General features: G+C 62.3%; 26 protein-coding genes and 1 pseudogene. 11 read left to right on the top strand and 16 right to left on the bottom strand.

Annotated elements, in window-relative coordinates:
- Position 1 precedes the first annotated feature (1 nt).
- From ACHMXK_RS04945 to ACHMXK_RS04970, 6 genes are all read left to right on the top strand, one after another.
- Entirely contained in the window at positions 2-970 is a 969-nt protein-coding gene (locus ACHMXK_RS04945; RefSeq protein WP_397438198.1) for a D-alanine--D-alanine ligase, read from the top strand.
- The gene (locus ACHMXK_RS04950) at positions 967-1752 is read left to right on the top strand and encodes a cell division protein FtsQ/DivIB (RefSeq protein WP_397438200.1); all 786 of its coding nucleotides are present in this window, start codon (positions 967-969) and stop codon (positions 1750-1752) included. Before ACHMXK_RS04945 ends, ACHMXK_RS04950 begins: the two co-directional genes overlap by 4 nt.
- Positions 1753-1756: 4 nt before the next feature.
- Positions 1757-2986: a cell division protein FtsA gene (gene ftsA / locus ACHMXK_RS04955; protein ID WP_397438202.1), complete on the top strand. Its 1230-nt coding sequence runs from the start codon at positions 1757-1759 to the stop codon at positions 2984-2986.
- A 144-nt stretch (positions 2987-3130) separates the two neighbouring features.
- Positions 3131-4366, top strand: a complete 1236-nt coding sequence (gene ftsZ, locus ACHMXK_RS04960) for a cell division protein FtsZ (protein WP_397438204.1) — start codon at positions 3131-3133, stop codon at positions 4364-4366.
- A gap of 146 nt (positions 4367-4512) precedes the next feature.
- Complete coding sequence (lpxC, locus tag ACHMXK_RS04965; RefSeq protein WP_397438206.1) at positions 4513-5436, top strand: UDP-3-O-acyl-N-acetylglucosamine deacetylase; 924 nt, start codon at positions 4513-4515, stop codon at positions 5434-5436.
- A 107-nt stretch (positions 5437-5543) separates the two neighbouring features.
- On the top strand, positions 5544-5720 hold the full coding sequence (locus tag ACHMXK_RS04970; protein ID WP_397438208.1) for a hypothetical protein: 177 nt from the start codon (positions 5544-5546) through the stop codon (positions 5718-5720).
- 27 nt (positions 5721-5747) lie between these two features.
- Here the strand turns inward: ACHMXK_RS04970 and ACHMXK_RS04975 are convergent, their stop codons facing one another.
- From ACHMXK_RS04975 to ACHMXK_RS04995, 5 genes are all read right to left on the bottom strand, one after another.
- Positions 5748-6050 carry a putative quinol monooxygenase gene (locus ACHMXK_RS04975; protein ID WP_397438210.1) on the bottom strand — a complete coding sequence of 101 codons (303 nt, stop codon included), beginning with the start codon at positions 6048-6050 and terminating at the stop codon, positions 5748-5750.
- A 164-nt stretch (positions 6051-6214) separates the two neighbouring features.
- Positions 6215-6763 carry a crossover junction endodeoxyribonuclease RuvC gene (gene ruvC / locus ACHMXK_RS04980; RefSeq protein ID WP_397438212.1) on the bottom strand — a complete coding sequence of 183 codons (549 nt, stop codon included), beginning with the start codon at positions 6761-6763 and terminating at the stop codon, positions 6215-6217.
- 168 nt (positions 6764-6931) lie between these two features.
- Entirely contained in the window at positions 6932-7912 is a 981-nt protein-coding gene (locus ACHMXK_RS04985; RefSeq protein WP_397438213.1) for a phosphatidate cytidylyltransferase, read from the bottom strand.
- Positions 7912-8523, bottom strand: coding sequence for a lysophospholipid acyltransferase family protein (locus ACHMXK_RS04990; protein WP_397438215.1), 612 nt, complete (start codon positions 8521-8523; stop codon positions 7912-7914). The genes ACHMXK_RS04985 and ACHMXK_RS04990 overlap by 1 nt, the downstream gene beginning before the upstream one ends.
- A 48-nt stretch (positions 8524-8571) precedes the next feature.
- Entirely contained in the window at positions 8572-9414 is an 843-nt protein-coding gene (locus ACHMXK_RS04995; protein ID WP_397438217.1) for an IclR family transcriptional regulator, read from the bottom strand.
- A gap of 107 nt (positions 9415-9521) precedes the next feature.
- On the opposite strand from ACHMXK_RS04995, the pseudogene ACHMXK_RS05000 reads away from it, so the two are divergent.
- From ACHMXK_RS05000 to ACHMXK_RS05020, 5 genes and pseudogenes are all read left to right on the top strand, one after another.
- Positions 9522-9872, top strand: a pseudogene (locus ACHMXK_RS05000) (enoyl-CoA hydratase-related protein); the annotation flags it as partial.
- 109 nt (positions 9873-9981) lie between these two features.
- Positions 9982-10323 (top strand): enoyl-CoA hydratase-related protein, encoded by a 342-nt coding sequence (locus tag ACHMXK_RS05005; RefSeq protein WP_397438219.1) that lies wholly within the window; start codon positions 9982-9984, stop codon positions 10321-10323.
- Between the two features lie 2 nt (positions 10324-10325).
- On the top strand, positions 10326-11477 hold the full coding sequence (locus ACHMXK_RS05010; protein WP_397438220.1) for a CaiB/BaiF CoA transferase family protein: 1152 nt from the start codon (positions 10326-10328) through the stop codon (positions 11475-11477).
- A gap of 27 nt (positions 11478-11504) precedes the next feature.
- Positions 11505-12470 (top strand): Bug family tripartite tricarboxylate transporter substrate binding protein, encoded by a 966-nt coding sequence (locus tag ACHMXK_RS05015; RefSeq protein ID WP_397438222.1) that lies wholly within the window; start codon positions 11505-11507, stop codon positions 12468-12470.
- Positions 12467-13240 (top strand): enoyl-CoA hydratase/isomerase family protein, encoded by a 774-nt coding sequence (locus ACHMXK_RS05020; RefSeq protein ID WP_397438224.1) that lies wholly within the window; start codon positions 12467-12469, stop codon positions 13238-13240. The genes ACHMXK_RS05015 and ACHMXK_RS05020 overlap by 4 nt, the downstream gene beginning before the upstream one ends.
- Here ACHMXK_RS05020 and ACHMXK_RS05025 read toward each other — a convergent pair whose 3' ends face one another.
- From ACHMXK_RS05025 to cyoB, 11 genes are all read right to left on the bottom strand, one after another.
- Positions 13241-14002 (bottom strand): transglycosylase domain-containing protein, encoded by a 762-nt coding sequence (locus ACHMXK_RS05025; protein ID WP_397438226.1) that lies wholly within the window; start codon positions 14000-14002, stop codon positions 13241-13243.
- Positions 13999-14841 (bottom strand): shikimate dehydrogenase, encoded by an 843-nt coding sequence (gene aroE, locus ACHMXK_RS05030; protein WP_397438227.1) that lies wholly within the window; start codon positions 14839-14841, stop codon positions 13999-14001. The genes ACHMXK_RS05025 and aroE overlap by 4 nt, the downstream gene beginning before the upstream one ends.
- Positions 14842-14847: 6 nt before the next feature.
- On the bottom strand, positions 14848-15699 hold the full coding sequence (locus ACHMXK_RS05035) for an energy transducer TonB (protein WP_397438229.1): 852 nt from the start codon (positions 15697-15699) through the stop codon (positions 14848-14850).
- Between the two features lie 18 nt (positions 15700-15717).
- On the bottom strand, positions 15718-17775 hold the full coding sequence (locus ACHMXK_RS05040) for a ribonuclease catalytic domain-containing protein (RefSeq protein WP_397438231.1): 2058 nt from the start codon (positions 17773-17775) through the stop codon (positions 15718-15720).
- Between the two features lie 80 nt (positions 17776-17855).
- Entirely contained in the window at positions 17856-18440 is a 585-nt protein-coding gene (locus ACHMXK_RS05045; protein WP_397438233.1) for a YqiA/YcfP family alpha/beta fold hydrolase, read from the bottom strand.
- Between the two features lie 125 nt (positions 18441-18565).
- The gene (locus tag ACHMXK_RS05050; protein WP_397438235.1) at positions 18566-19102 is read right to left on the bottom strand and encodes a response regulator transcription factor; all 537 of its coding nucleotides are present in this window, start codon (positions 19100-19102) and stop codon (positions 18566-18568) included.
- Positions 19092-20429, bottom strand: a complete 1338-nt coding sequence (locus ACHMXK_RS05055) for an ATP-binding protein (RefSeq protein ID WP_397438237.1) — start codon at positions 20427-20429, stop codon at positions 19092-19094. Before ACHMXK_RS05055 ends, ACHMXK_RS05050 begins: the two co-directional genes overlap by 11 nt.
- A complete protein-coding gene (locus tag ACHMXK_RS05060) occupies positions 20413-21222 on the bottom strand; it encodes an SURF1 family protein (RefSeq protein WP_397438239.1) in 810 nt (269 codons plus the stop codon). The genes ACHMXK_RS05055 and ACHMXK_RS05060 overlap by 17 nt, the downstream gene beginning before the upstream one ends.
- A gap of 25 nt (positions 21223-21247) precedes the next feature.
- Positions 21248-21664 carry a cytochrome o ubiquinol oxidase subunit IV gene (cyoD, locus tag ACHMXK_RS05065; RefSeq protein ID WP_397438241.1) on the bottom strand — a complete coding sequence of 139 codons (417 nt, stop codon included), beginning with the start codon at positions 21662-21664 and terminating at the stop codon, positions 21248-21250.
- Positions 21661-22323, bottom strand: a complete 663-nt coding sequence (gene cyoC, locus ACHMXK_RS05070) for a cytochrome o ubiquinol oxidase subunit III (RefSeq protein WP_397438243.1) — start codon at positions 22321-22323, stop codon at positions 21661-21663. Before cyoC ends, cyoD begins: the two co-directional genes overlap by 4 nt.
- Positions 22316-24319 carry a cytochrome o ubiquinol oxidase subunit I gene (cyoB, locus tag ACHMXK_RS05075; RefSeq protein WP_397438245.1) on the bottom strand — a complete coding sequence of 668 codons (2004 nt, stop codon included), beginning with the start codon at positions 24317-24319 and terminating at the stop codon, positions 22316-22318. The genes cyoC and cyoB overlap by 8 nt, the downstream gene beginning before the upstream one ends.
- Positions 24320-24368 lie beyond the last annotated feature (49 nt).

Below are 24368 nucleotides of genomic sequence, written 5' to 3' on the forward strand. Positions count from 1 at the left end.
GATGAATTCCGAATTTGGCAAAGTCGCCGTACTGATGGGCGGCCGCTCGGCCGAGCGCGAGATCTCCTTGATGTCGGGCCAGGGTGTGCTGCAGGCGCTGCGCGCGCGTGGTGTGGACGCCCATGCGTTTGACCCCGCCGAGCGCGACATTGGCGACCTCGAGCGCGAAAAATTTGAGCGCTGCTTCATTGCCCTGCACGGTCGTTTTGGCGAAGACGGCACGATCCAGGGTGCGCTGGAACTGATGGGTATTCCCTACACCGGTTCCGGCGTGATGGCTTCCAGCATTTCGATTGACAAGGTCACGACCAAACGTATCTGGTTGGCCGATGGCCTGGCGACCCCGAAATACATCCTGCTGCGCCGCGGCGCTTTTGATCGCCAACAGGTCATCGCGGTGCCCGACGAACTGGGGCTGCCGCTGATCGTCAAGCCTGCGCGTGAAGGTTCCTCCATCGGTGTGGTGAAGGTGGAGGGTTATTCCGGCATGACCGATGCGGTGGACCAGGCCGCGCAACTGGATGCCGATGTGTTGTGTGAGCAGTTCATCAGCGGCGACGAGGTGACTTGCCCGGTGCTGGGCACGGGCGACAACGCACGGGCCCTGCCGGTGATTCGTATCGTGGCGCCCGAGGGCAACTACGACTATCAGAACAAATACTTCACCGATACCACGCAATACCTGGTGCCTTGCGGCCTGCCGGCCGGCGAGGAGGCCGCGATTCAGGCCATGGTGCTTCAGGCTTACCGTGTGCTGGGTTGCCGCGGCTGGGGCCGCCTGGACGTGATGATCGACGCGAAGACCCGCCGGCCTTACCTGCTGGAAATCAATACCTCGCCCGGCATGACCAGCCATTCGCTGGTGCCCATGTCGGCGCGTGCCGTTGGCATCCCTTATGAAGACCTTTGCCTGGACGTGCTGCGCACGGCCAGCCTGGACAACACCCCCACACCGGAAGGCGCTGCGTGAACCAGGCCATGCCCATGGACGTCAAGCTGATGAATGCGGCAGCCCTGCTGCTCGGGCTGGCGTTTGCGGGCATGGCGGCGGTGTTGCTGGCATCGTGGCTGATGCAGCACAAGCTGTTCGGGCTGGCGACCATCAAGGTGCGCGGCGACGTGAATCACAACAATGCGGTCACCTTGCGTGCCAATGTGGTGCCCAAGCTGAGCGGAAATTTTTTCACCCTGGATCTGGCCAAGGCGCAATCGGCCTTCGAGGCCGTGCCCTGGGTGCGCAAGGCCGTGGTGCAGCGCGAGTTCCCTAACCGTCTGCGGGTGGTCTTGCAGGAGCACCAGGCCATCGCCTACTGGGGCCAGGAGGGGGATGCCCACATGGTCAACAGTTACGGCGAGGTGTTTGAGGCCAACCAGGGTGACGTCGAGTCCGACGATTTGCCGCTGCTGAGCGGCCCCGCCGGTCAGGCCGGCCAGGTGCTGGCGGGTTACCGCCGGCTGGCCCCGGTGTTTGAAAAAATCGATGCCAGGCTGGAGCACTTGGAGCTGACCAGCCGCGGCAGCTGGCGCGCCTGGCTCGACGACGGCGCGACCCTTGAACTGGGCCACGGTTCCTTCGACGAGATTCAAAACCGTGCCGAGCGTTTTGTCGCGACCTTGACGCAGGTGTCCAGCAAATTCGGCCGGAATCTGGAGTCAGCAGATTTGCGCTACGGCAACGGTTATGCCATCAAGCTGCGCGGTGTCACCACCACAGCGCTGGGTGACAAAGAAAACAGACAAGCAAAAAGGTAAAGATATGGCCAAAGAATACAAAGATCTGGTGGTGGGGTTGGACATCGGGACCAGCAAGGTCATGGCGGTGGTGGCCGAGGTCTTGCCTGGCGGCGAACTCAAGCTGGCCGGTCTGGGCATTGCGTACAGCAATGGCCTCAAGCGCGGCGTGGTGGTCAACATCGATGCGACGGTGCAAAGCATCCAGCAGGCGCTCAAGGAAGCCGAACTGATGGCCGACTGCAAGATCGCCCGCGTCTACACCGGTATCACCGGCAGCCATATCCGCGGCATCAATTCCAGCGGCATGGTGGCGGTCAAGGACAAGGAAGTCACGCAGGCCGACGTGGCCCGCGTCATCGAGACTGCCAAGGCCATCAATATTTCCACCGACCAGCGGCTGCTGCTGGTCGAGCCGCAGGAGTTTGTGATCGACGGCCAGGACGTGCGCGAGCCCATAGGCATGAGCGGCATCCGGCTGGAAGCCAAGGTGCACATCGTGACCGGCGCCCAAAGCGCGGCGGAAAACATCATCAAGTGTGTACGGCGCTGCGGCCTGGAAGTGGATCAGCTGATGCTCAACCCACTGGCGTCCAGCCTGTCCATCCTCAGCCGCGACGAGCAGGAGCTGGGCGTCGCGCTGGTCGACATTGGTGCGGGCACCACCGACGTGGCGATTTTCACCGGCGGCGCGATCCGCCACACGGCCGTGATCCCGATTGCAGGCGACCTGATCACCAGCGATATCGCCATGGCCTTGCGCACGCCGACCAAGGATGCCGAAGACATCAAGGTTGAAAGCGGTTTTGCGAAACAGTTGCTGGCCGACCCGGATACGCAGGTCGAAGTCCCCGGTCTGGGCGACCGTGGTCCGCGCATGTTGTCCAAGCAGGCGCTGGCCGGCGTGATCGAGCCACGCATTGAAGAGATTTTTTCGCTGGTGCAGCAGGTGATCCGCGAATCGGGTTATGAAGAGGTCTTGTCCTCCGGCATCGTGATCACAGGCGGCAGCGCCGTCATGCCGGGCATGGTCGAGCTGGGCGAGGACATCTTCCTCAAGCCGGTGCGCCGCGGTATTCCCCGTTATTCAAGCGCGTTGGCGGACATGGTGGCTCAGCCGCGTGCGGCCACCGTCATGGGTTTGCTCGAGGAGGCCAGGCTGGCGCGTATGCGCGGGCACCGTGTCGCGCAAAAAGCAGGCAGCGTGCACAACGCTTTTGGTCGGATCAAAGACTTTTTTGTGGGGAACTTCTGATGAAAAGATTTCCAGCTTTTGTCCGTCGGGCCCCACGTTGTCGGCACACGGGAGGCGCAGATCCCCCTGCATGACAGGCCTATTTCCCAAGAACTTTAAAAACAATTTTGGCAACTGCAATTAGTTTATTGATAGGAGGCTCACATGAGCATCGAAATGATTGAAATCGAAGAATTCAACCAGGGCACGCAAATCAAGGTGATCGGCGTGGGTGGCGGCGGCGGCAATGCGGTGGAGCACATGATTGAGCGCAGCGTCCAGGGCGTTGAGTTCATTTGTGCCAACACCGATGCGCAGGCCCTGAGCCGCGGCAGCGCACACAAACAGATCCAGCTCGGTGGCAGCGGTCTGGGTGCGGGCAGCAAACCGGAAAAAGGCCGTGACGCCGCCGAGATGGCGGTGGACGACATCCGTGCCGCCATCGCCGGCGCACACATGCTGTTTATCACCGCCGGCATGGGCGGCGGCACCGGTACCGGCGCTGCACCGGTGATCGCGCGTATCGCCAAGGAGATGGGCATTCTCACGGTGGGCGTGGTGACCAAACCTTTCGAGTTCGAAGGTGGCCGCCGCATGACCAATGCCGACCTGGGCCTGGCCGAGCTGGAAGCCAATGTCGACTCGCTGATTGTGGTGCTCAACGAAAAGCTGCTCGACGTGCTGGGTGACGACGTCACGCAGGACGAAGCGTTTGCCCATGCCAACGACGTGCTGAAAAATGCGGTCGGCGGCATCGCTGAAATCATCAATGTGCCCGGCCATGTGAACGTCGACTTTGAAGACGTGCGCACTGTCATGGGTGAACCCGGCAAGGCCATGATGGGCACGGCGCGGGCCAGCGGTCCGGATCGTGCGCGTATCGCGGCCGAGCAGGCGGTGGCCTGCCCGCTGCTGGAAGGCATTGACCTGTCGGGCGCCAAAGGCGTGCTGGTGCTGATCAGCGCGGCCAAGGGTTCGCTCAAGCTCAATGAGTCCAAGCTGGCGATGAACACCATACGCGCCTACGCATCGCCTGATGCCCACGTGATTTACGGCACGGCCTACGACGACGAGCTGGGCGAAGACATTCGCGTCACGGTGGTCGCCACGGGTCTGAGCCGTCAGGGCGTGCGCCGCCATGCACCGCCGCTGCAGGTTCTGCGCACAGGCACCGACAACATGCCGGTGCTGAACATGGCGGTGGGCGGTGGTGGCAGTGTGGGCAGCACCCATGTGGTGAGTGGCGGCATGGGGTCGGCCCAGCCCGACTACGGCAACATGTCGGTGCCCAGCGTCTGGCGTACCAACCGTACCCAGGCGGCGGCTAAGGTGGACGCGCTGGCATCCGGCGGCATGGACGATTTCGAAATCCCGGCCTTCCTGCGCAAACAGGCGGACTGATTCGAGTCCTTCGCACCGCGGCGGCCTGTGGGCCCGTCGCGGTGCGGTCTGCCTCTTGGGCAGGAAACGCCGGAGATAGCCAATATCAACCGCGGCGATAAACATCCTGGCATGCACAGCAACGCTTACGAAAGTAAAATCTAGCTGTGCTCCAACAAAGAACCCTCAAATCCATCACCAAGGCCGTCGGCGTAGGCCTGCACAGCGGCCAACGCGTGGAACTGACCTTGCGCCCGGCACCGCCGGATACCGGCATCGTTTTCAGGCGTGTGGATTTGCCCCAGCCGGTGGACATCGCGATTTCTGCACAGGCGGTCACCGATACACGCCTGGCCTCGACCATTTCCAGCGGCCATGCCAAGGTGCACACGGTGGAACACCTGATGTCGGCTTGCGCCGGCCTGGGCATTGACAACCTGATCATCGACATCACGGCCGAAGAGGTGCCCATTCTCGATGGCTCCGCGTCTTCCTTTGTTTTTCTGCTGCAGTCGGCCGGTATCCAGTTGCAGGACGCCCCGAAAAAGTTTGTACGTGTGCTGAAGCCCGTCGAGGTGCGTGAAGGCCAGGGGCCGACTGAAAAGTGGGCGCGCCTGTCGCCTTACAACGGCTACAAGCTGGGGTTTGAAATCGACTTTGACCACCCGGCGGTGGACTCCACCGGCCAGCGTGTCGAGTTCGACCAGGGCACGGGCTCCTACAGCCGCGACATCGCCCGTGCGCGCACCTTCGGTTTCACCAAGGATGTGGAAATGATGCGCGCCAATGGACTGGCGCTTGGCGGCGGTCTGGACAACGCCATCGTGATGGATGACTACAAGGTGCTCAACACCGACGGCTTGCGTTACAACGACGAGTTCGTCAAACACAAAATCCTGGATGCCATGGGCGACTTGTATTTGCTGGGCAAACCGCTGCTGGCCGCCTACAGCGCCTTCCGTTCCGGCCATGCGCTGAACAACAAGCTGCTGCGCGAGTTGCTGTCACATCCTGATGCGTATGAAATCGTCACGTTTGACGACGAGAAACAGGCGCCACAAGGTTTTGCGACGCTGGCGCGGGCCTGGTAATACGCGGAGCGAAGGGCAAGGGGCCCGCGCGGCGGGATTGATCCATATCGCGGCTGGCAAGCGTGTCGGGCCTGATGCCTGAAGCACGAATACAAGGAACACCAACAATGCTTTTATTCCGCTGGGCCATTCTTCTTTTGCTGCTCAGTGCTGTGGTGTCTTTCATGTTTTATGCAGGAACCGGGCAGACCCGCTTCAAACGGTATGGCCTGACCATCCTCAAGTGGACCTTGATCGCCGCTTTCGGGTTTTTTGCCGTCCTCATTCTGGAGAACCTGGCCTGAGGCCGTGCCGGTCGGCGTTCAATCGGCTCAGCCAGGCAGTTTCATTGCAAGCACTTCAACCGCTTCGATGACCGGTGCCTGGGACAGCAGCTCTGGCGCCTTGGCCATCAGGGCCGCAGCAATCTGGCCTCCCAGATGCGCCTGACGCCCTGCGTCGTCGGCAAAGGCATCAAAAATCCCGAAAGAGGAGGGGCCGAACTTCAGCGCAAACCAGACCGGTGTGCTGGCTTCCTGGTTGGCCAGAGGCAGCGCATTTTCCAGGAAGGCGGCGACTTCAGCTTCTTTGCCGGGCTTGGCCTCAAGCCGAACAGCCAATGCGACACGTACCATGATGAACTCCTTGGAGGATGCACAGACGGATCATTGTGGTGAGTGGCGGACCTTTTTAACAGCGGCCAGCACGACATTTTTGCTACCAATGTCGCAAGACGTAGTCACAGCTTTTTGAGCAAGTGTTCGGCGCCGGCCTGTCCAGGGCCTAAGTACGAGGCTGTTCAGTGGTGGCGGCCGTCCTTGAACGCTGTCGTTGATGTGCGCTGCAGCGTCGCGGCACGCGCCAAGATTGCCGCCGAGCCGCCTACATGGGCATGGGTGATGGCCAGGCCCAGCGCATCGGCGGCGTCCTTGCCGGGCAGGGTAGGCAGTTTCAGCAGGCGTTTGACCATCTCCTGCACCTCGGGCTTGCCGGCCTTGCCATAACCAGCCACGGCTTTTTTCATTTGCAGCGCCGTGTATTCCGCCACCTCCAGCTGGCAGGACACCAGCGCCGTGAGGCAGGCGCCGCGCGCCTGGCCCAACAGCAAGGTGGCTTGCGGGTTGACGTTGACAAACACAATTTCGCAGGCCGAGCAGTCGGGGCTGTAGCGGGCGCTGATTTCACAAATACCTTCAAACAAGACCTTGAGCCGCGCCGGCAGGTTGCCGGTACCCAGTTGGGTGGTTTTGATGGTTCCGCTGGCCACGTAAGTCAGTGCCGGGCCGTCGACGTCGATCACGCCAAAGCCTGTGATCTGCAGGCCAGGGTCAATTCCCAGGATACGCATAGGCCCCCACGCTTGTCACTTCGTGTAATGCGCTGCCCCCCGAGGGGGCGCTGCGCCTGCGGCCCGGCAAAGCCGGTTCCGCGGCCCTTGCTGATGAAGACAGCGTCTTCATGCGTGTCACATGGGTCGGCGCGACGCGGCGCACCTTCTTGATCGTGCTAGACAGGCTCATAAGCCAAAATACCATCGAACCGAGTGGAAAAACACGGGTGCGGCAAAACACAGGGCATCCACGCGGTCCAGCAGGCCGCTGGCACCCGTGACCGATTTTCCTTCGCTGCCCCAGTTGGTGATGCCGCGGTCGCGTTTGAGCGCCTTCATCACCAGGTGGCCGAACGAACCGGCCACACAGGCGATCAAGGCCATGGCCACGGCTTGCGCTGGCTTGAACGGCGTCAGGGCCGACATCAGCCCGCCGACAAAAGCACCCGTCGCAATACCGATCAGCCAGCTGGTCCAGTTGAAACTCCGGCTGACCTGGGGGGCGATCGGCGCGCGTGGCCATCTGCGGTTGGCCAGGTGTTGCACCAGCATGCCGGTCTGCACCACAAACACCAGGAAAAAAACCAGGAAGGCGTTTTTCCCGCTGTAATTGGGAAAGCTGAGCAGCAACAGGGCTGGCACATGACTGATGCCATAGACACACACCATGATGCCCCATTGCAGCTTGGCGTTGCGCTCCAGAAAACGCTGCGGGTCGTTGGCCAGGGCGCTGACAACCGGTATTGCCAGAAAAACATAGACCGGGATAAACACCGTCACCAGATCAAAACGTTTGGTGATGACCAGCCAGAACTGCACCGGCAACACCACGAAAAAAGCCAGCACCAGGCTGCGGTGGTCACCGTGGCGTGTGGGGGACAGGGTGATGAATTCACGCAGGGCGAAAAAGGCCACCAGCGCAAACAGCAAGGTCGCCACGGTTTCGCCGGAGGCCCAGCCCAGCCAGAACACGGTGCACATCGCCCAGGAGGTGTTGAGCAGGCTGCTGAGTTCCTTGATGTCCTGTGTGCGCACCTCGTCTTCGCCGTCATCGCGCAGCGACATGATCAGGGCTGCGCTGCCGGCGATGATCAGCAGACCGAAGACGATGACAAACAGCAGGCCGACCTGGTGTGTGGGGCTCAGATTACGCAAAAAACTGTTCATCAGCTGTCTTTCAGCGCGATGACGGCTTGCCGGGCACGGGCCAGGAAGCTGCTGCGGTCTTCGCCGGCTTGCAGGGCCAGCGGCGTGCCAAAGGTGACCGAACACAGGATAGGCACGGGCACCACTTCACCCTTGGGCATCACACGCTGCACGTTGTTGATCCAGGCCGGCACCAGCACGACTTGCGGGAATTTTTGCGCGAGGTTGTACAGCCCCGACTTGAAGGCTTGTGGTTCTTCCTGGTTGCCGCGTGTGCCTTCGGGAAACAGGACGATGGAGTCGCCGCTGTCCAGTGCATCGATCAGTGGCTCCAGCGGGTCCTGGTCGGTGGTTTTGGTGCGGTCCACGTAAATCGCGTTGAACACCGCCGTGGTGAGCCATTGCTTGAACGGTGTTTTGGTCCAGTAGTCCTTGGCCGCGATGGGCCGCGTGATGCTACGCAACTCGCTGGGCAGCGCGGCCCAGATCAGCACCAGGTCGGCGTGACTTTGGTGGTTGGCAAAATAAATGCGCTGCTCGGCCTTGGGCGGGCAACCCTGCCAGCGTGCCTGTGCGCCTGTCAGCACGCGGATCAGGCCCAACAGGAACAGACTCATCAACTTGGCTAGCATGGGACGATGATACAAGCGAAGTTGTGCCGCCTGACGGCGGGCGCCTGTTTACTCGGCCGCTGTCATCAGTTCGTGGTGCCAGGTGGTGTGGATGTTGTCAACCAGTTCCAGCAGCAGCGCTGAATAGGTCTTCACCTGTGCCGTGTGATCACCTTCCTCAAATGGAAAGCTGATGTTCACCGCGTGCACCTTGCCGTCGGGCGTGGTGACCGGTGCCGCAATGGCCACCATGCCCACCTGCCACGTTGCGTGGCAGTAGCCGAGTTTGTGCACGTCAGTGATCGCACGCTGTATCTGCAGCATCAGCGCGGGCCACGCCCGGCCGTGCTTGACCGCAAGCTGCTCCAGCAGCGCGCGCCGTTCGGTGTCGTCCATGGCGGCCAGGCAGGCGTAGCCCAAGGACGTCAGCTCCATGGGGATGCGTGATCCGGGCACGATGCGGCGGAACACCCCCAGGCGGCTTTGCCGGACCGAGTCGAGATAGACCATCTCGCCCTGATCGGCAAGTGCCAGGCCCACATTGATTCTTTGGCCTTCGGCGACGCTGCGCATCAGCGGCAGAGCCAGATCAAGGGCAGGTTGTTCGCTTCGGAACGTCAGGGCGAGGCTCAGGCAGACCGCCGTCAATCGGTAGCCCGCTTGTTCGACGTCATATGCCAGAAAACCGGCGTCGACGAGTGAGCGTGTCAGCCGGCTGACCGTCGGCCGGGGAAGGCCTGTTCGATAGGCCAGTTGTGCATTGCTCAGGACCGCCACCCCTGGACGGAAGACCCGAAGCAGTTGCAGGCCGCGTTCGAGCGACTGGCTGCCGGGCGTCGCACGAGTGAAACGACCCGTCTCCCGAGTGGTCCGGCGTGTCGAAACGGGCTTGATGACGGCTTTCTTCGGCATTCTGGTAATTTCATTAAGCGAAATTGTAGTCTTGCAGAAGAAACACCCCAAAGCAATACTCGGTTGCTACAAAGGAGACAAGGGCCGCATCCGCGGTCTGCCTGCACATGCAATTCGAAGAGCTTGTTTATGACGTGCGTGATCGCGTCGCCACCATCACGTTCAACCGCGCCGAGCGCCTGAATGCGTGGACCCTCACGCTGGAGAAAGAGTTGCGCGAAGCCATCGCTCTGGCTTCTGCGGATGACGGCGTGCGCAGCATCGTGCTGACCGGTGCGGGCCGTGCTTTTTGTGCCGGTGCCGATATGAGCCGTCTTTCGGCCAGTGCCGAAGGCGCCCCTCCACCAGCGTCAAGCGAGCAGGTGTTGAGCCACCAGGATCTGGAGCAACGTTACGGCTATCTGCTGGGCGTTCCCAAACCCATTGTTGCGGGTATCAATGGCGCGATTGCGGGGGTGGGCGTCTGCATCGCGCTTTATTGCGATCTTCGCTACATGGCCGCCGGGGCGAAATTCGAGCACACCCTACGCGCGCCGTGGTCTGGTGGCCGAACACGGCATCGCATGGATGCTCCCCAGACTCATCGGGCCCATGCATGCGTCAGACCTCTTGTTGTCCGGGCGTGCGGTTCAAGCGGAGGAGGCGGCGCAAATGGGTCTGGTCAAGCTGTTGCCGGCGGAAAACTTCGCCGAGGCGGTGCATCAGCGTGCCGCTGATCTGGCCAATTTGTCCTCGCCCCGTTCCGTTCGTGTGATGAAGGCGCAGCTGCTGGCCGCCAGCCACCAGACGCTGGCCGAGGCGACCCAGCTCGCGGATGCCGAAATGGCGCTTTGCCGCGGCACCGAAGACCTTCGCGAAGGCGTCGCGCATTTTGTCGAAAAACGCGCACCGAAATTCACAGGACGTTGAAGATGCCAACTTTTCCCAATCATGCGCTGCCTCTGAAAGGCATCAAGGTCGTCGAGATCGGCCAGAACATCGCCGGGCCTTATGCGAGCGAAATTCTCTCCTCCCTGGGGGCGGACGTGGTCAAGATCGAACGCCCCGAGGGCGGTGACGATGCGCGTGGCTGGGGTCCGCCGTTCTGGCGCGGCACGGCAACCACCTTCCAGGCCATGAACCATGGCAAGCGTAGTCTTGCCCTCGATCTCAAGGACGCCGAATCGGTGGCCTGGCTCAAGTCTTATATCGGGGAGGCGGACGTCCTGATCCAGAACCTCCGGCCGGGCGTCCTGGAGGACTTGGGGCTGGGGCCGACGGCCTTGTGCGCCGCCAACCCGCGGCTGATTTATTGTTCATTGTGGGCGTTTGGTCACAAGGGGCCCATGCATCTGCATCCAGGCTACGAGCCGATGATCCAGGCCTTTGCCGGCATGTTCAGCGTCAATGGCGCGGAAGATGGCCCATCCTCCCGCGTCGGGATGCAGGTGCTGGACCTGGGCACCGGCATCTGGGCGGCGCTGGGTTGTCTGGCGGCCCTGTTCCAGCGTCAGGCGACGGGCAGCGGTTGTGTGGTTGATACCTCGCTTTTTGAAACCGCGATGGGGTGGCTGCAGGTGATGATGGCGGGTTTCAAGGCGACCGGCCAGCAGCCGGAGCGCCACCGCAGTGGTAATCCGCGGGTGGTGGTTTTTCAGGCCTTTCAGGCCAGTGACGGGGAGGTCGTGATTGCCGCCGCCAACGACCGCTTGTTCGCCAAGCTGGTCAAGGCCCTGGGCCATCCGGAGTGGGCGTCCGACCTACGTTACGCCAGCAATGCGTTACGCGTTGAGCACAAGCGCGACATCGTGCCGGCCATCCAGGCCATTCTGGCGACCCAGCCCATGAACCACTGGATCGACTTGCTGGAAGCCGTTGGTATTCCCTGTGCGCCCATCCATGACTTCCAGCAGGTGATCGATCAGCCCCAGACCCAGGCCATCGGCATCTTCCAGGACGTACCGGAGATCGACCTGCAAGTGGTCGGGCTCCCTGTGTCGTTCAACGGTGTGCGGCCACCGATCCGGCACCGTGCGCCCGAGATCGGCGAACACAACGCATCCATTCGACCTGACCGCTCCTGACGAGCGGCAACCACCAAGGAGACACACATGCAACGGCGTCAATTTGTTCAAGTGCTTGCAGCCCTGCCGCTGGGTTCGTCGGCGTTAACGGGCATGGCCCAGATCGTGGGCGACAAGCCCTTGCAGATCATCGTGCCCTTTGGCCCGGGTGGGTCCGGCGACATCACGGCGCGCATGCTGGCCGAGTTCATCACCAAGAAAACCGGCCGGCCCGCCATGGTGGACAACCGGCCGGGGGCCAACGGCATAGTCGGTGTTGAAGCGGTACGGAAAAGCCCGCCCGACGGATCGGTGGTCCTGCTGGCCACCACGTCTACCCATTCGGCCAACCCCAGCCTGTACAAGAAGTTGCCTTATGACCCCGAGCGGGACTTCACACTGGTGGGCCATTTTGGCGGCTCGTCTTCCTACATGCTGGTGAAACCCAATGCGCCCTACAAGACCCTGGCCGACTTCGTCCAGGCGGCCAAAGCGGCGCCCGGCAAGTTGAACTACGGTTATTTCAATGCCTCGTCCCAGGTGCCGGGTGCCTTGCTGGGCCAGGTCGCGGGCATTGAGTTGACGGCGATTCCCTACAAACAGGTCAATACCGCCATGACGGAATTGATCGCAGGCCAGATTGACGTGATTTTTGTTGACAGTGTGGCCGGTGACAGCTTTGTGAACTCCGGCCAGCTGCGGGCGCTGGCCGCCCAGTCGGCCAAGCGCCTGGTGAAATACCCCTCGGTGCCCTTGATTTCTGAAACCTATCCTTCTTACGGTGTCTCGGGCTTTCTGGGGATTGCGGTGCCGGTGGGCACACCGGCGGCTACATTGCAATTTCTGAATGACCTGATCAACGAGGCGATCACCACCGATCCCATGCGGGCACGGCTGGAAGGGTTTGGTTTTTCTCCCAAAAAGATGAGTTTGTCGCAATTGGCGACCTTTGACAAAGAAGAACGCGCCAAGTGGAAGAACTACGTGGCGATTGCCAGAATGGAGCCGCAATGACCATCGCTGCGCCTGACGAACTGCGTGTCGACCGCGACGGCCATGTGGCCCTGGTCGAGATCCGTCGCGGCCCGCACAACCACGTGGATGCGCGTTTCATGGGCATGCTTGCCGATGCCTTCGAGCAACTCGACCGCGAACCGGCTTGCCGCTGCATCGTGCTCGCCTCCGAGGGCCGCGCCTTCTGCGCCGGTGCAGACTTCAATTCTGCCGACCCCAAGGAAGACCGCGATCCTTCGGCTTTTTATGTGCAGGCGATGCGGCTGTTTCGCGGCAGCAAGCCGGTGGTGGCCGCTGTTCACGGCGCGGCGGTGGGGGCTGGCCTGGGGCTGGCGCTGGTCGCCGACTTCCGGGTGACTTGTCCAGAGGCCCGTTTCAGCGCCAACTTCAACCGCTTGGGTTTTCACCCCGGCTTCGGCCTGAGCCTGACCCTGGCGCAACTGGTGGGGCGGCAGCAGGCGGCGCTGCTTTTGTACACCGGCAGGCGCATAGGCGGCGAGGAGGCGGTCCGAATCGGGCTGGCCGATGTTCTGGCGGGTGAGACCGAGGTGCGTGCCCAGGCACTCGCGCTGGCGCAAGAGATTGCTGTGTCGGCCCCTTTGGCGGTGGAGTCGACGCGGGCGGCGTTGCGCCAGGGTCTGGCCGACGAGGTCTATGCGGCGAACCAGCGTGAACTGGTGATTCAGCGGGAGCAGTTTCGCAGCGCCGATTTTCGCGAGGGTGTGGCGGCCATGGCCGCGCGGCGCACACCGGTTTTTGAGCGGCGCTGATCAGGGCAGCTCCACGCCGCCCATGCGCGCAACAATGGTCGATGCGCGCGAAGCCAGGTAGCTGGAGCCGGGCCGGGTCTCGAAATATTTGGGGCGCGGCAACATGACGGCCAGGCGTGCGGCTTCGTAGGCGCTTAATTTGGCCGCGGGCTTTTTGTAATAGTGCTGGGCCGCGGCTTCCGCGCCGAACACACCTTCGCCCCACTCGATGCTGTTGAGGTAAATCTCCAGGATGCGCTGCTTGCTCAGCAGGGCTTCCAGCATCAGGGTCAGCAGCAGCTCCTGGCCCTTGCGCATCAGGGTACGTTCACCGGAGAGAAACAGGTTTTTCGCCAGTTGTTGCGTGATGGTGGAGCCGCCCACAATCTTGGGCGGCTTGGCTGCCGCTTTGGCGGCGCCTGCTGGCGCGGCCTTGCTGATCAGCTTGCTCGCGGATTTTTCGGCGCGCTGCTCGGCCTTGGTGTTTTTCTCCCAGGCTTTTTCCAGGGCCTCGACATCCACACCTTCATGTTCGACAAAGGTGGCGTCTTCGGACGCAATCACCGCACGTTTGAGGTTGTCGGACAGCGCGTTATAGGGCACCCATTGCTGGCGCCATTTCAGCGAGCCTTGTTCAACCGCCAGCCGGTAAATTTCTGAGCGCTGAAAAGCCGTGGACTGCGGATCCACCACCGCCATCAAGGCGATGCGGCCGACAAAATACAGCTGCAAGGCCAGGCCGGCCAGCAGCACCAGGAGCAGCCAGCGCAGCAGGGCTTTCATGACAAGGCCTGGCGCAGTTCCTGCAGAACCTGGGCCGACGGCGGGCGCACGCCGCGCCAGAACAAAAAGGACTCCGCGGCTTGCTCCACCAGCATGCCCAGGCCGTCGCGCGGCACCGCGCCATGGGCTCGTGCCCAGTCGGCAAAACCTTGCGCCGCAGCGCCGTACATCATGTCGTAGGCCAGCGCGCCCGGCTTGAGCACGCGGGCATGCACCGGAATCGCGCCGCCGTCCAGGCTGCTCGCGGTGGCGTTGATGATGACATCAAAATCGGCCTCCAGCCCTTGCAGGTCCTGCGCAAGCAGCTCTGTTTTTTGTAGCAAGTGCTGTAGCGCCGGATGGCTGGCGTGGCGCGCCACCAAGTCCATCGCCTTGGCCGGCGTGCGGTTGACGACCACCAGACGGCGCGGCCCGGCCGCCAGCAGCGGGGCCAACACACCGGCCGCGGCGCCGCCGGCGCCTATCAGCAGCAGGTCACGCCCGGCCAGGCTGAGGCCGGCGTTGTGCTGGATGTCGTTGACCAAGCCGATGCCGTCGGTGTTGTCGGCTGCCACGTGGCCCTCGTCGTCAAACTTCAGGGTGTTGGCGGCTTGGGCCAGTTGCGCGCGTTCGCTGGCTGTGTCGGCCCGCTGGAAGGCTTCGAACTTGAAAGGCACGGTCACGTTGCAGCCGCGTCCGCCGTTGTCCAACCATTGCTGCAAGGTGGCGGCAAAACCGTCCAGCGGCGCCAGCTGTTTGCGGTAGTCCATAACCTGGCCGGTCAGCGCGGCAAAACGCGCATGGATGGCCGGCGACTTGCTGTGTTCAACCGGGTTGCCGAGGACGCAGTAGTGATCCATAACCGCCTAGTGACGCTCGGTGAGCTTTGTTTCCAGGGTTTCGTCGCGCGTGAACTTGAAGCGCGAGACCACCACAATTTGTTCGGCCTCGCGGCGCATCGCCTGGGTGAAACGGCCGAAAGGACCGGTGCTGCGCGCAATGTTTTGCGAGCGCCGGTCCAGCGTCAGGTTACCGGAGGTCTCGACCACCTCGGTGGAGAGCACACGGCCATCAAAATTAATCGTCAGCACCATGGTCAGTTCGCCATACAGTTTTTTGCCGGCCATCTCGGGAAAGTTGACCGTGCCTTTTTCTTCGATTTTGCGCCGCAACTCGTCGTAATACACGGCGTAAACCGCTTCGCGGGTGGCCGGGCTGATGTAGCGTTTTTTCGGCCTGGCGTTTTCTTCGTTGATACGCCGCTCGATCTCGGCGAGTATCTTGATCAGCTGTTTGCGTTTTTCCTCGCGCTCGGCCTGGGCCGCATCCCGCGCCGTCACTTTGGGATCGGGTGGCGGCATGGAGGCCAGCTCTTTTTTGATCTGTGCCAGCAACAGGGTTTGCTGCTCCTGCATGGCGTCTATTTGGCGCTGCGCGTTTTCGCTGGCATCGCCGATGTCGGTCAGCGCCGAGGGCGGCAGGGGGCTGGTGGCCCGGCCTTTTTCCGCCTCACCACCGCCGGCCAGCGAGGCCTGGGCGATGGCTTTGGCCTTGTCCGGGCGCTCGTTGGACTTGGCGTTGACCAGAATCACTTCCAGCGGCGTGTCCTGGAAAACGCGGTTGAAACGTTCCGGATCGACAAAACGCACGGTCAGCACGACCGCATGCAGGGCGACCGATACGCCCAGGGCGATTTGCAGGGTGCTGAGTGACTTCACAGGACAGGATTATCGGTGTTAAGCCGCCTGGCCGACGGCCGTTGCATCGGGCTCGTTCAGATCGACGGCAATCGAAATCGGGCCGGCAGCCAGTTCCGAGTCGTTGTCTTCTTCGTCGACCTGTTCGGCGGCGGCTTCATCCACCACGGCATCCAGACGCTCGATCACGGTGCCCGACACATCGAGCGTGATCTCGTCGATCTCACCGAGCCGGATACGCACCCTGGCGCCGCGCGGCAGGCCTTGGGCGCCCATGGCCGGCAGCACCAGCGGCAAGTCGTCGGCACGCACCAGGTTGTCCTTGAAAAAGGTGGCGGTGAGTTCGGTGATGCCGTTTTGCTCAATGTACTTGAGCGTCCAGTAACGCTCGATACCGGCCTGGAAACCGTTGTAAGCACTGTAGGCCGCATCAAAACCCGAGATGATGGAAAACAGCTCGGCGTCCTTGGGTTTGAAGGGCGCAGCCAAAGCAGCCGTGCGGCCATGTTTGGCGCAGGCGATGATTTGCCACTGGTTGACCAGGTCGGTGTAGCGGCGTAGTGGCGAGGTGCTCCAGGCGTAGCTTTTGACGCCCAGGCCGGCGTGCGGCAGCGATTTGGTGCCCATGCGCACTTTCACGCCGGGCGCCATGCTGGCCTGGCTGCGGTAAATGCCGGGCACGCCGTGATCGGCCAGCCACAGGCCCCAGGTGCTGTTGGCCAGGATCATGGCTTCGGCCACGATCAGGTCCAGCGGTGCGCCGCGTTGGCGGGTGGTGATGCTGACGGTTTCGTCGCCCTGCGGCTCGCCGTCCGTGGACTTGTCCAGCTTGAAGTTGTAGTCGGGCCGGTTGAAGTTTTCCGGCTTGCCGCGCACGATTTCGCGCTGCGCCTTGAGGTGTTTGGCCAGCCGGTGCAAAAACGTCAGTTCCACGCCCCATTGCACAGCGACTGGCGGGCTGGTTTGTGCGGCTTCAAAAAATGCCTCGGTGAAGGTGCTGTCCAGCTTGTCGTGGCGCAGGTTGCTGACGATGGGTACCTGCTCCAGCCGGGTGACGCTTTCCCTGATCTCCAGCGTGGCTTCGTCCAGCGTGAGGTACAGCGACAGGGATGGGCAGTTGCGGCCTTCCTGCAGGGTGTAGCTTTGGACAATCTCGTCGGGCAGCATGGTCAGCTTGTAGCCTGGCATGTACACGGTGGACAGCCGCGCGCGGCCCACAGTGTCGATCGGGCTGCCGGGCAAGACGGCCAGGCCGGGCGCCGCAATATGGATGCCCAGCGTGATGGTGCCGCTGCCCAGGCCCTGCACCGACAGCGCGTCGTCGATCTCGGTGGTGGCCGAATCGTCGATCGAAAAAGCCTGCACATTGGCCAGCGGCAACTCGTCCTTGATGTCCGGCGCCTGCAGTGCCGGAAAGCCCGTGCCTTTGGGAAAGTTTTCGAACAGGAAACGTTTCCAGTGGAACTGGTAGGGCGAGGCAATCGCACCGGCTTGTTGCAACAAGTCCAGCGGTGCCTTGTGGGCGCTTCGCGAAGCTTCGACCACCGCCTTGTATTCGGCGCTGTTTTTGTCGGGCTTGAACAGGATTTTGTAAAGCTGTTCGCGTATCGGTGCCGGGCATTGGCCCTGGACCAGCTCTTGCGCCCAGGCCGTGATCTGCAAGGCGAGCTGTTTTTTCTTTTCAATGGCCGCCAAGGCCAGTTGCAGAATGTCGGCCGGGGCCTTTTTGAAACGCCCCTTGCCGGCGCGCCTGAAATAATGCGGCGCTTCAAACAGGCGGAACAAGGCGGCGACCTGCTGCTCGGTACTGGCGGGTTTGCTGGGGTCGGCGCTGAAATAGTCACGCGCCAGGTCGGCGAAGCTGAACTCTTCGTCGCTGGCGAATTCCCAGGCCAGGTCCAAGTCGATCTCTTCGCTCAACTTCTGCCCGGCGGCGATCAGTTCGGCGGGGGCCGGTTTTTCAAACTTCAGCAAGGCGTTGGCGGTCTTGAGCTTGACCCGTTTGCCCGAGTCCAGTTCGACCTGCAGCGAGCTGTCGGCCTCGGACAAAATACGACCTGCCAGGAACTTCCCGGCTTCTTCAAACAATACAAACAAAACGCTATCCTTCAAACGCGGGCCGGGCTGGTGCCCGGCGATTGCAGCTAGTGTAATCAGGCGGCCGGTGGCCGCTGCCTTCACACCAGTGCCAGAAAATCCATCACCTCGGGCAGGTGGGCCTCAAAATCGCTGAGCGCGTGGTCGCCGCCTTCCAGCAGCCTGGTGCGTGCGCCCGGGTAACGGCCCGTCATTTCACGCCAGTCCAGCACCTCGTCGCCCTTGGCGATGATCGCGAAATAGTTCTCGGGGCTGGCGACAGGTCCGTGTTCCAGCGCCCGCAACTCGTCCACAAAACCGGGTTCAAAGAAAAAACGCTCGGTCGGGTCGTGCCAGGCGCTTTGTTCGCCTATGTAGTTGGCCAGGTCGCGTGCCGGGTTCACGGCCGGGTTGAGCAGCACGGCCTTGCAGCCGCAGGTTTCCGCCACGTGGGTGGCGTAAAAACCGCCCAGCGAGGAGCCCATCACCGCCATCGTGTCGCGCGGCCAGCCGGCGATGCCTTCGCTCAGCATCTGCACGGCTTCGCGCGGCGATGGCGGCAACTGCGGACACCACCAGACCACGTCGGGGTGTTGGTTGGCCACCCAGGCCGCGACCTGTCTGGCCTTGGTGGAATGTGGGGAGGAGCGGAAGCCGTGGAGGTAAAGCAGGTGGGTGGTGGGCATGGGTCCATGGTAAAGGCCAGTTTGCCGGCCTCAGCCTGATCAGGTTGAGAATTTATAAGAAATAGGGCCCTAGCCCAGTCAGGACGGGCACAAGCAGCTACTAAAAGCGTAGCGTCTGGCGCGCTTTACTTGACCTGTTGTTTTTCGAGCTTGCGGGCCAGGGTGCGCCTGTGCATGCCCAGCCGGCGCGCGGCTTCGGAGATGTTGAAGTCGGTCTCGACCAGGGTCTGGTGGATACGTTCCCACTCCAGGGTCTTGATCGACGAGGAGCGGTTGGTCAGTTTCACCTCGGTGTTGCCCGTGACCCGGCCAAACGCGGCCTCGATGTCGTCGGTGTTGGACGGCTTGGCCAGGTAATGGCAGGCGCCCAGCTTGATGGCCTCGACCGCGGTGGCGATGCTGGCAAAGCCGGTCAGCACCACGATCAGCATGTCAGCATCGTGCGCGTGCAGGGCCTGCACACAGGCCAGGCCCGAGGCGTCACCGTTCAGTTTCAGATCCACCACCGCGTAAGCCGGTGAATGGTTTTGCAGCAGGGCGCTGACATCGTCCAGGCTGGTTGCCAGCAACACCGCATAACCCCGGCGTTCAAACGAGCGGCCCAGGGTGCGGGCAAAGGCCGCATCGTCCTCGACGATGAGCAACTGGCGTTCAGCGGCCATCGGTGTTGTCCTTTGCCAGTGTGATGGCGGTGAGTGGCAGGGTGATGGTCACGACGGCGCCGCCCTCGGGGCGGTTGCGCGCAGCGACGCTGCCGCCCAAGGTGCGTGCCACGTTGACGACCAGGAACAGGCCCAGGCCACCGCCCAGGCGCCCCTTGCTGGACTGGTAGGGTTTGCCGAGCTGCGCCAGCATTGCCGGGGCAAAACCGGAACCTCGGTCCGTGACCGTCAGTGTTAGGGTGTCGGCATCACGCGCCGCTTCCAGACCGACCCAGGTGGGCGAGGCTTCCAGCGCGTTGTCCAGCACATTGCAAAGCATCTGCTTGAGGGTCGAGTCGGAGACCATGGGCAAATCCTGGTCCACCCGGTTCTCGTAGGAAAAAGAAGGCACCGGGCGCGTGTTGCGCCATTCCTCGGCCAGCTCGTCGAGAAAGGTGCAGATCGAGGTTTTTTCCGACGATTCGCCCCTGGCCTCGCCGGCCGAGAGCAGGATGCCGCTGACGATGGTTTTGCAACGCAGGACTTGTGCCTGCATTTCGCTGATTTCCTGCTGCAGGTCGGGGTTGGCCGTGAAGGCGGGCATGTGTTTCCAGTCGCCCAGGATCACGGCCAAGGTGGAGAGCGGGGTGCCCAGCTCATGCGCCGCGCCCGAGGCCAGCAGACCCATGCGCACGATGTGTTCTTCCTCGGCCGCACGCTGGCGCAGGCTGGCCAGGCGCGCATCGCGCTCCTGCAGGTTGCGGCTGATACGCATGATGAAGGTCACCAGCAGGCCCGCGTTGAGAACGAAACACACCAGGATGCCCTGCATGTGGGGGCTGGCGAGTCCGTTTTCCAGATCCAGCGGCAGCGGCAGCGGACGGCCGAAAATGGTCAGCCCGACCAGGCAGGCCGTGGTGATGGCGACCATGGTCCAGACCGACCAGGCCTGCAGCAGCACGGCGCCCAGGGCGATCTGCAGCAGGTACAAGAATGTAAACGGGTTGCTCGCGCCGCCGCTGAGGAAAAGCTGCGCGGTCAGCATTGCCACGTCCACCAGCAAGGCCAGAAACAACTCGTTGTTGCTGACCCTGCGCCGGGTGCGCCAGCGCAGCTGGCTGATGAGGTTGAAGAGCACCAGACCGCTCAGCACCACCAGCATCTGCTGCAGTGGCAGTTCGATATCAAAGCCGAAGTTCACGACGGCGATGGTGGCCAGCTGGCCTATCACCGCGATCCAGCGCAACTGGATCAGCTGTCGCAGGTTTTTCAGGCCGGTGGCATCGTCCAGGCGTTCGAGGCCGCCTGGCGCGGGCGGCGGGCTGCCGGCCTCAGTCGGACGTGGCATGGTCGGTTTCGCGGTCGACATGGCTGGTATTGTCCCCCAGGTGCTCGCGCCGCCGGCGGCGCTCTTCGCGCAGCACCAGGATGCTCGCACCCAGCACCATCAGCGCCAGGCCAAACCAGGTGAGTGCGTACACCAGATGGTTGTTTTTGAACGTGATGACGGTCAGGCCGCCGAGTGGCCAAACTGGTGCAGCGCTGGTGCTGTTGCGAGGTGATGCGTCGGCATCGAGAAAAAAGGGCGCGACCTGGCTTAAGCCTCGGGCCTGGGCGATGGCAGCGACATCGCGCGAAAACCAGCGGTCGCCGGCGGGGTCGTTGTGGCGCAGAAATCCGCCGACTGGCTCGCTCAGGCGCAGCAGGCCGGAGAGGGAGACTGGCGCATCGCTTTCGGTTGCGCGTCGCGCGGCGCGTGTGCGCGCCTCGGGCGGCACAAAACCGCGGTTAACAAGCAGTGTGGGGCCGTCCGTCAACTGCAGCGGCGTCAGAACCCAGAAGCCGGCGCCCTGGGTGGTCACGGCCTGGACCAGGGTTTCGCGGTCATGAAGAAAATGGCCGCTGACCTGCAAGTGGCGGTACTCGTCGCTGGCGGCCGTGATCTGCGGCCATTCGGCCAAGGGCGGGAGCGGCGCCGCTGGCGCAAACACGCGCTGCGCCACACGATCCATCAGGTCCAGCTTCCAGGCACGGCGCTCGATTTGCCAGAGGCCTAGCGCGAGAAAACCGGCCAGCAACAGGAGCGCGCAGACGGCCAGCGCGAGACAGGCTGCGGTGGAGCGCGGCGCGCGACTGGCCATGGAGGGAGTCAAACCTGGCGCAGGTTCAGGGCATGTTTTTCATGTCGTGGACAGACATGGGCATCATGTTGGCGTTCATGTGGTACATGACCCACAAGGAGCCAGCCAGCGCAATCCCGACGATCAGCAGGGTGAACAGCAAGGCCAGGAAGGACCAGCCGCCCTCGGAGCGGGTGTTCATGTGCAGGAAATAAATCATGTGCACCACGATCTGCACCGCCGCAAGCGCCATCAGCACCAGGGCGGTGGTGCTGGAGGTTTCGAAGACCTTGCCCATCACCAGCCAGAAGGGAATGGCCGTCAGCACCACGGCCAGGATGAAGCCCGTCACATAGCCGCTCAGGGTGCTGTGGCTGGCGCCGCTGTCGTCATGCCCGTGCTCGTCGTGGTGGTCGTGCGCATGTTGTGCGCTGTCATGGTCGTGGTCGGTATGCGCGCTCATGGCAGAGCTCCCATCAGGTAAACAAAGGTGAAGACACCAATCCAGACCACGTCCAGAAAGTGCCAGAACATGGACAAACACATCAGGCGCCGGCGGTTCTCGGCGCCCAGGCCGTGACGCTTGACCTGGAACATCAGGGTGAGCAGCCAGATGATGCCGAAGAAAACGTGCAAGCCGTGGGTGCCGACCAGTGCGAAAAAGGACGACAGGAAGGCGCTGCGTTGCGGACCCGCGCCCTCGTGGATGAAATGCATGAATTCATACATTTCCAGGCCCAGAAAGCCTGCGCCCAGCAGGCCGGTGATGGCCAGCCAGATCAGCACGGCGCGTTGCTTGTTCTTTTGCATCTCCAGCATGGCAAAACCATAGGTGATGGAGGACAGCAGCAGCAGCGAGGTGTTCAGGGCCACCAGCGGCAGATCGAACAGGTCGGCGCCCGACGGGCCGGCCGCATAACTTCGGCCCAGCACCGCATAACAGGCGAACAGGCAGGCAAAGAGCAAGCAGTCGCTCATCAGGTAGAGCCAGAAGCCGAGCAGTGTGCCGTTGGCCGGATGATGTTCGCGCCGCAGGAAGAAACGTTCGCTGAGCGCGCCTGGGCTCTGCAGCGCCGCAGCGCCGGCCGAAGAGGAGGTCAAGGGGATGGTGGTATCAAGCATGGCTGGCGAGCAAACGTGTGCGTTCGTTTTCGATGTGCGTCACTTCATCCACGGGGATGTAGTAGTCGCGCTTGTAGTTGAACGAGTGGTAGATGGCAGCCGCCACGATGGCGACGAAAGACAGCACGGCCAGCAGCCACATCTGCCAGATCAGGGCAAAACCGCAGACCGTGCAGATGGCGGCAATGATGATGCCGGCGGCCGTGTTCTTGGGCATGTGCACGGGGATGAATCCATCCACCGGGCGCACATAACCGTGCTTTTTCATGTCCCACCAGGCATCGATCTCATGCACCACGGGCGTGAAGGCGAAGTTGTAGGCCGGCGGCGGCGACGAGGTCGACCATTCCAGCGTGCGACCATCCCAGGGGTCGCCGGTGTTGTCGCGCAGCGAGTCGCGGCGGATGTAGCTCACGATGAACTGCATGATCATGGAGGCAATGCCCAGCGCGATCAGCACGGCGCCGAAGGCGGCGATCTGGAACCAGATTTGCAGCGACGGGTCTTCGAAGTGGCTCATGCGGCGTGTGACACCCATGAAACCCAACACGTAGAGCGGCATGAAGGCCAGGTAGAAGCCGACCAGCCAGAACCAGAACGAACATTTGCCCCAGAACGGATCGAGCTTGTAGCCAAAGGCTTTCGGGAACCAGTAGGTGATGCCGGCAAATAGGCCGAACAACACGCCGCCAATGATCACGTTGTGGAAGTGGGCAATCAGGAACAGGCTGTTGTGCAGCACAAAGTCAGCCGGGGGCACGGCCAGCAACACGCCGGTCATGCCGCCTATGGCGAAGGTCACCATGAAGCCGATCGTCCACATCATGGGCACATCAAAGGTGATGCGGCCGCGGTACATGGTGAACAGCCAGTTGAAAATCTTCGCTCCGGTCGGGATGGAGATGATCATGGTTGTGATGCCGAAGAAAGCATTGACGCTGGCGCCCGAACCCATGGTGAAGAAGTGGTGCAGCCACACCAGGTAGGACAGGATGGTGATGGCGAAGGTTGCGTACACCATGGACGAATAACCGAACAGGCGCTTGCGACTGTAGGTGGCGACCACTTCAGAGAACACGCCGAACAGCGGCAGGATCAGGATGTAGACCTCGGGGTGGCCCCAGATCCAGATCAGGTTCACGTACATCATGGCGTTGCCACCGAATTCGGTCGTGAAGAAGTTGGTGCCGGCGTAGCGGTCCAGGCCCAGCAGACCCAGCACGGCGGTCAGCACCGGGAAGGCGGCGACGATCAGGATGTTGGTGCACAGGGCGGTCCAGGTGAAGACGGGCATCTTCATCAGGGTCATGCCGGGCGCGCGCATCTTGATGATGGTGGCCAGCAGGTTGATGCCCGAGAGCAAGGTCCCCACCCCCGCCAGCTGCAGCGACCAGATGTAGTAATCCACCCCCACGTCCGGACTGTTGATGATGCCCGACAGCGGCGGATAGGCCAGCCAGCCGGTCTTGGCGAATTCGCCGACAAACAGCGAAAGCATGACGAGGATGGCGCCGCTGGCCGTCATCCAGAAGCTGAAATTGTTGAGGAAGGGGAAGGCCACATCGCGCGCGCCGATTTGCAGCGGCACGACGAAGTTCATCAGACCGGTGACCAGCGGCATCGCCACGAAGAAGATCATGATCACGCCGTGCGCGGTAAAAATCTGGTCGTAGTGGTGCGGCGGCAAAACGCCCAGGTTGTCGCCAAACGCGATGGCCTGCTGCAGCCGCATCATGAGTGCGTCGGAGAAGCCGCGCAACAGCATCACCAGGCCCAGCACCACGTACATGATGCCGATTTTTTTGTGGTCGATGCTGGTCAGCCAGTCACGCCACAAAGGTCCCCACAGGCGGAATTTGGTCAGTGCCGCAAGAATGGCCAGCCCGCCCAGCATGACGGCTGCAAAGGTCACCAGCAAGATGGGTTCGTGGAGCGGAATCGCCTCCCAGGAGAGGCGGCCGAAGATGAGCTTCGTGATATCAAGTTGATCGAACATCGTGGGTGCGTAAGGAGAAGAAAGAGGGTGCGACGAGGGGGCTGCGGCG

Origin of the sequence: Polaromonas sp. UC242_47, from assembly GCF_044452385.1 — a bacterium.
Classification (GTDB): domain Bacteria; phylum Pseudomonadota; class Gammaproteobacteria; order Burkholderiales; family Burkholderiaceae_C; genus Polaromonas.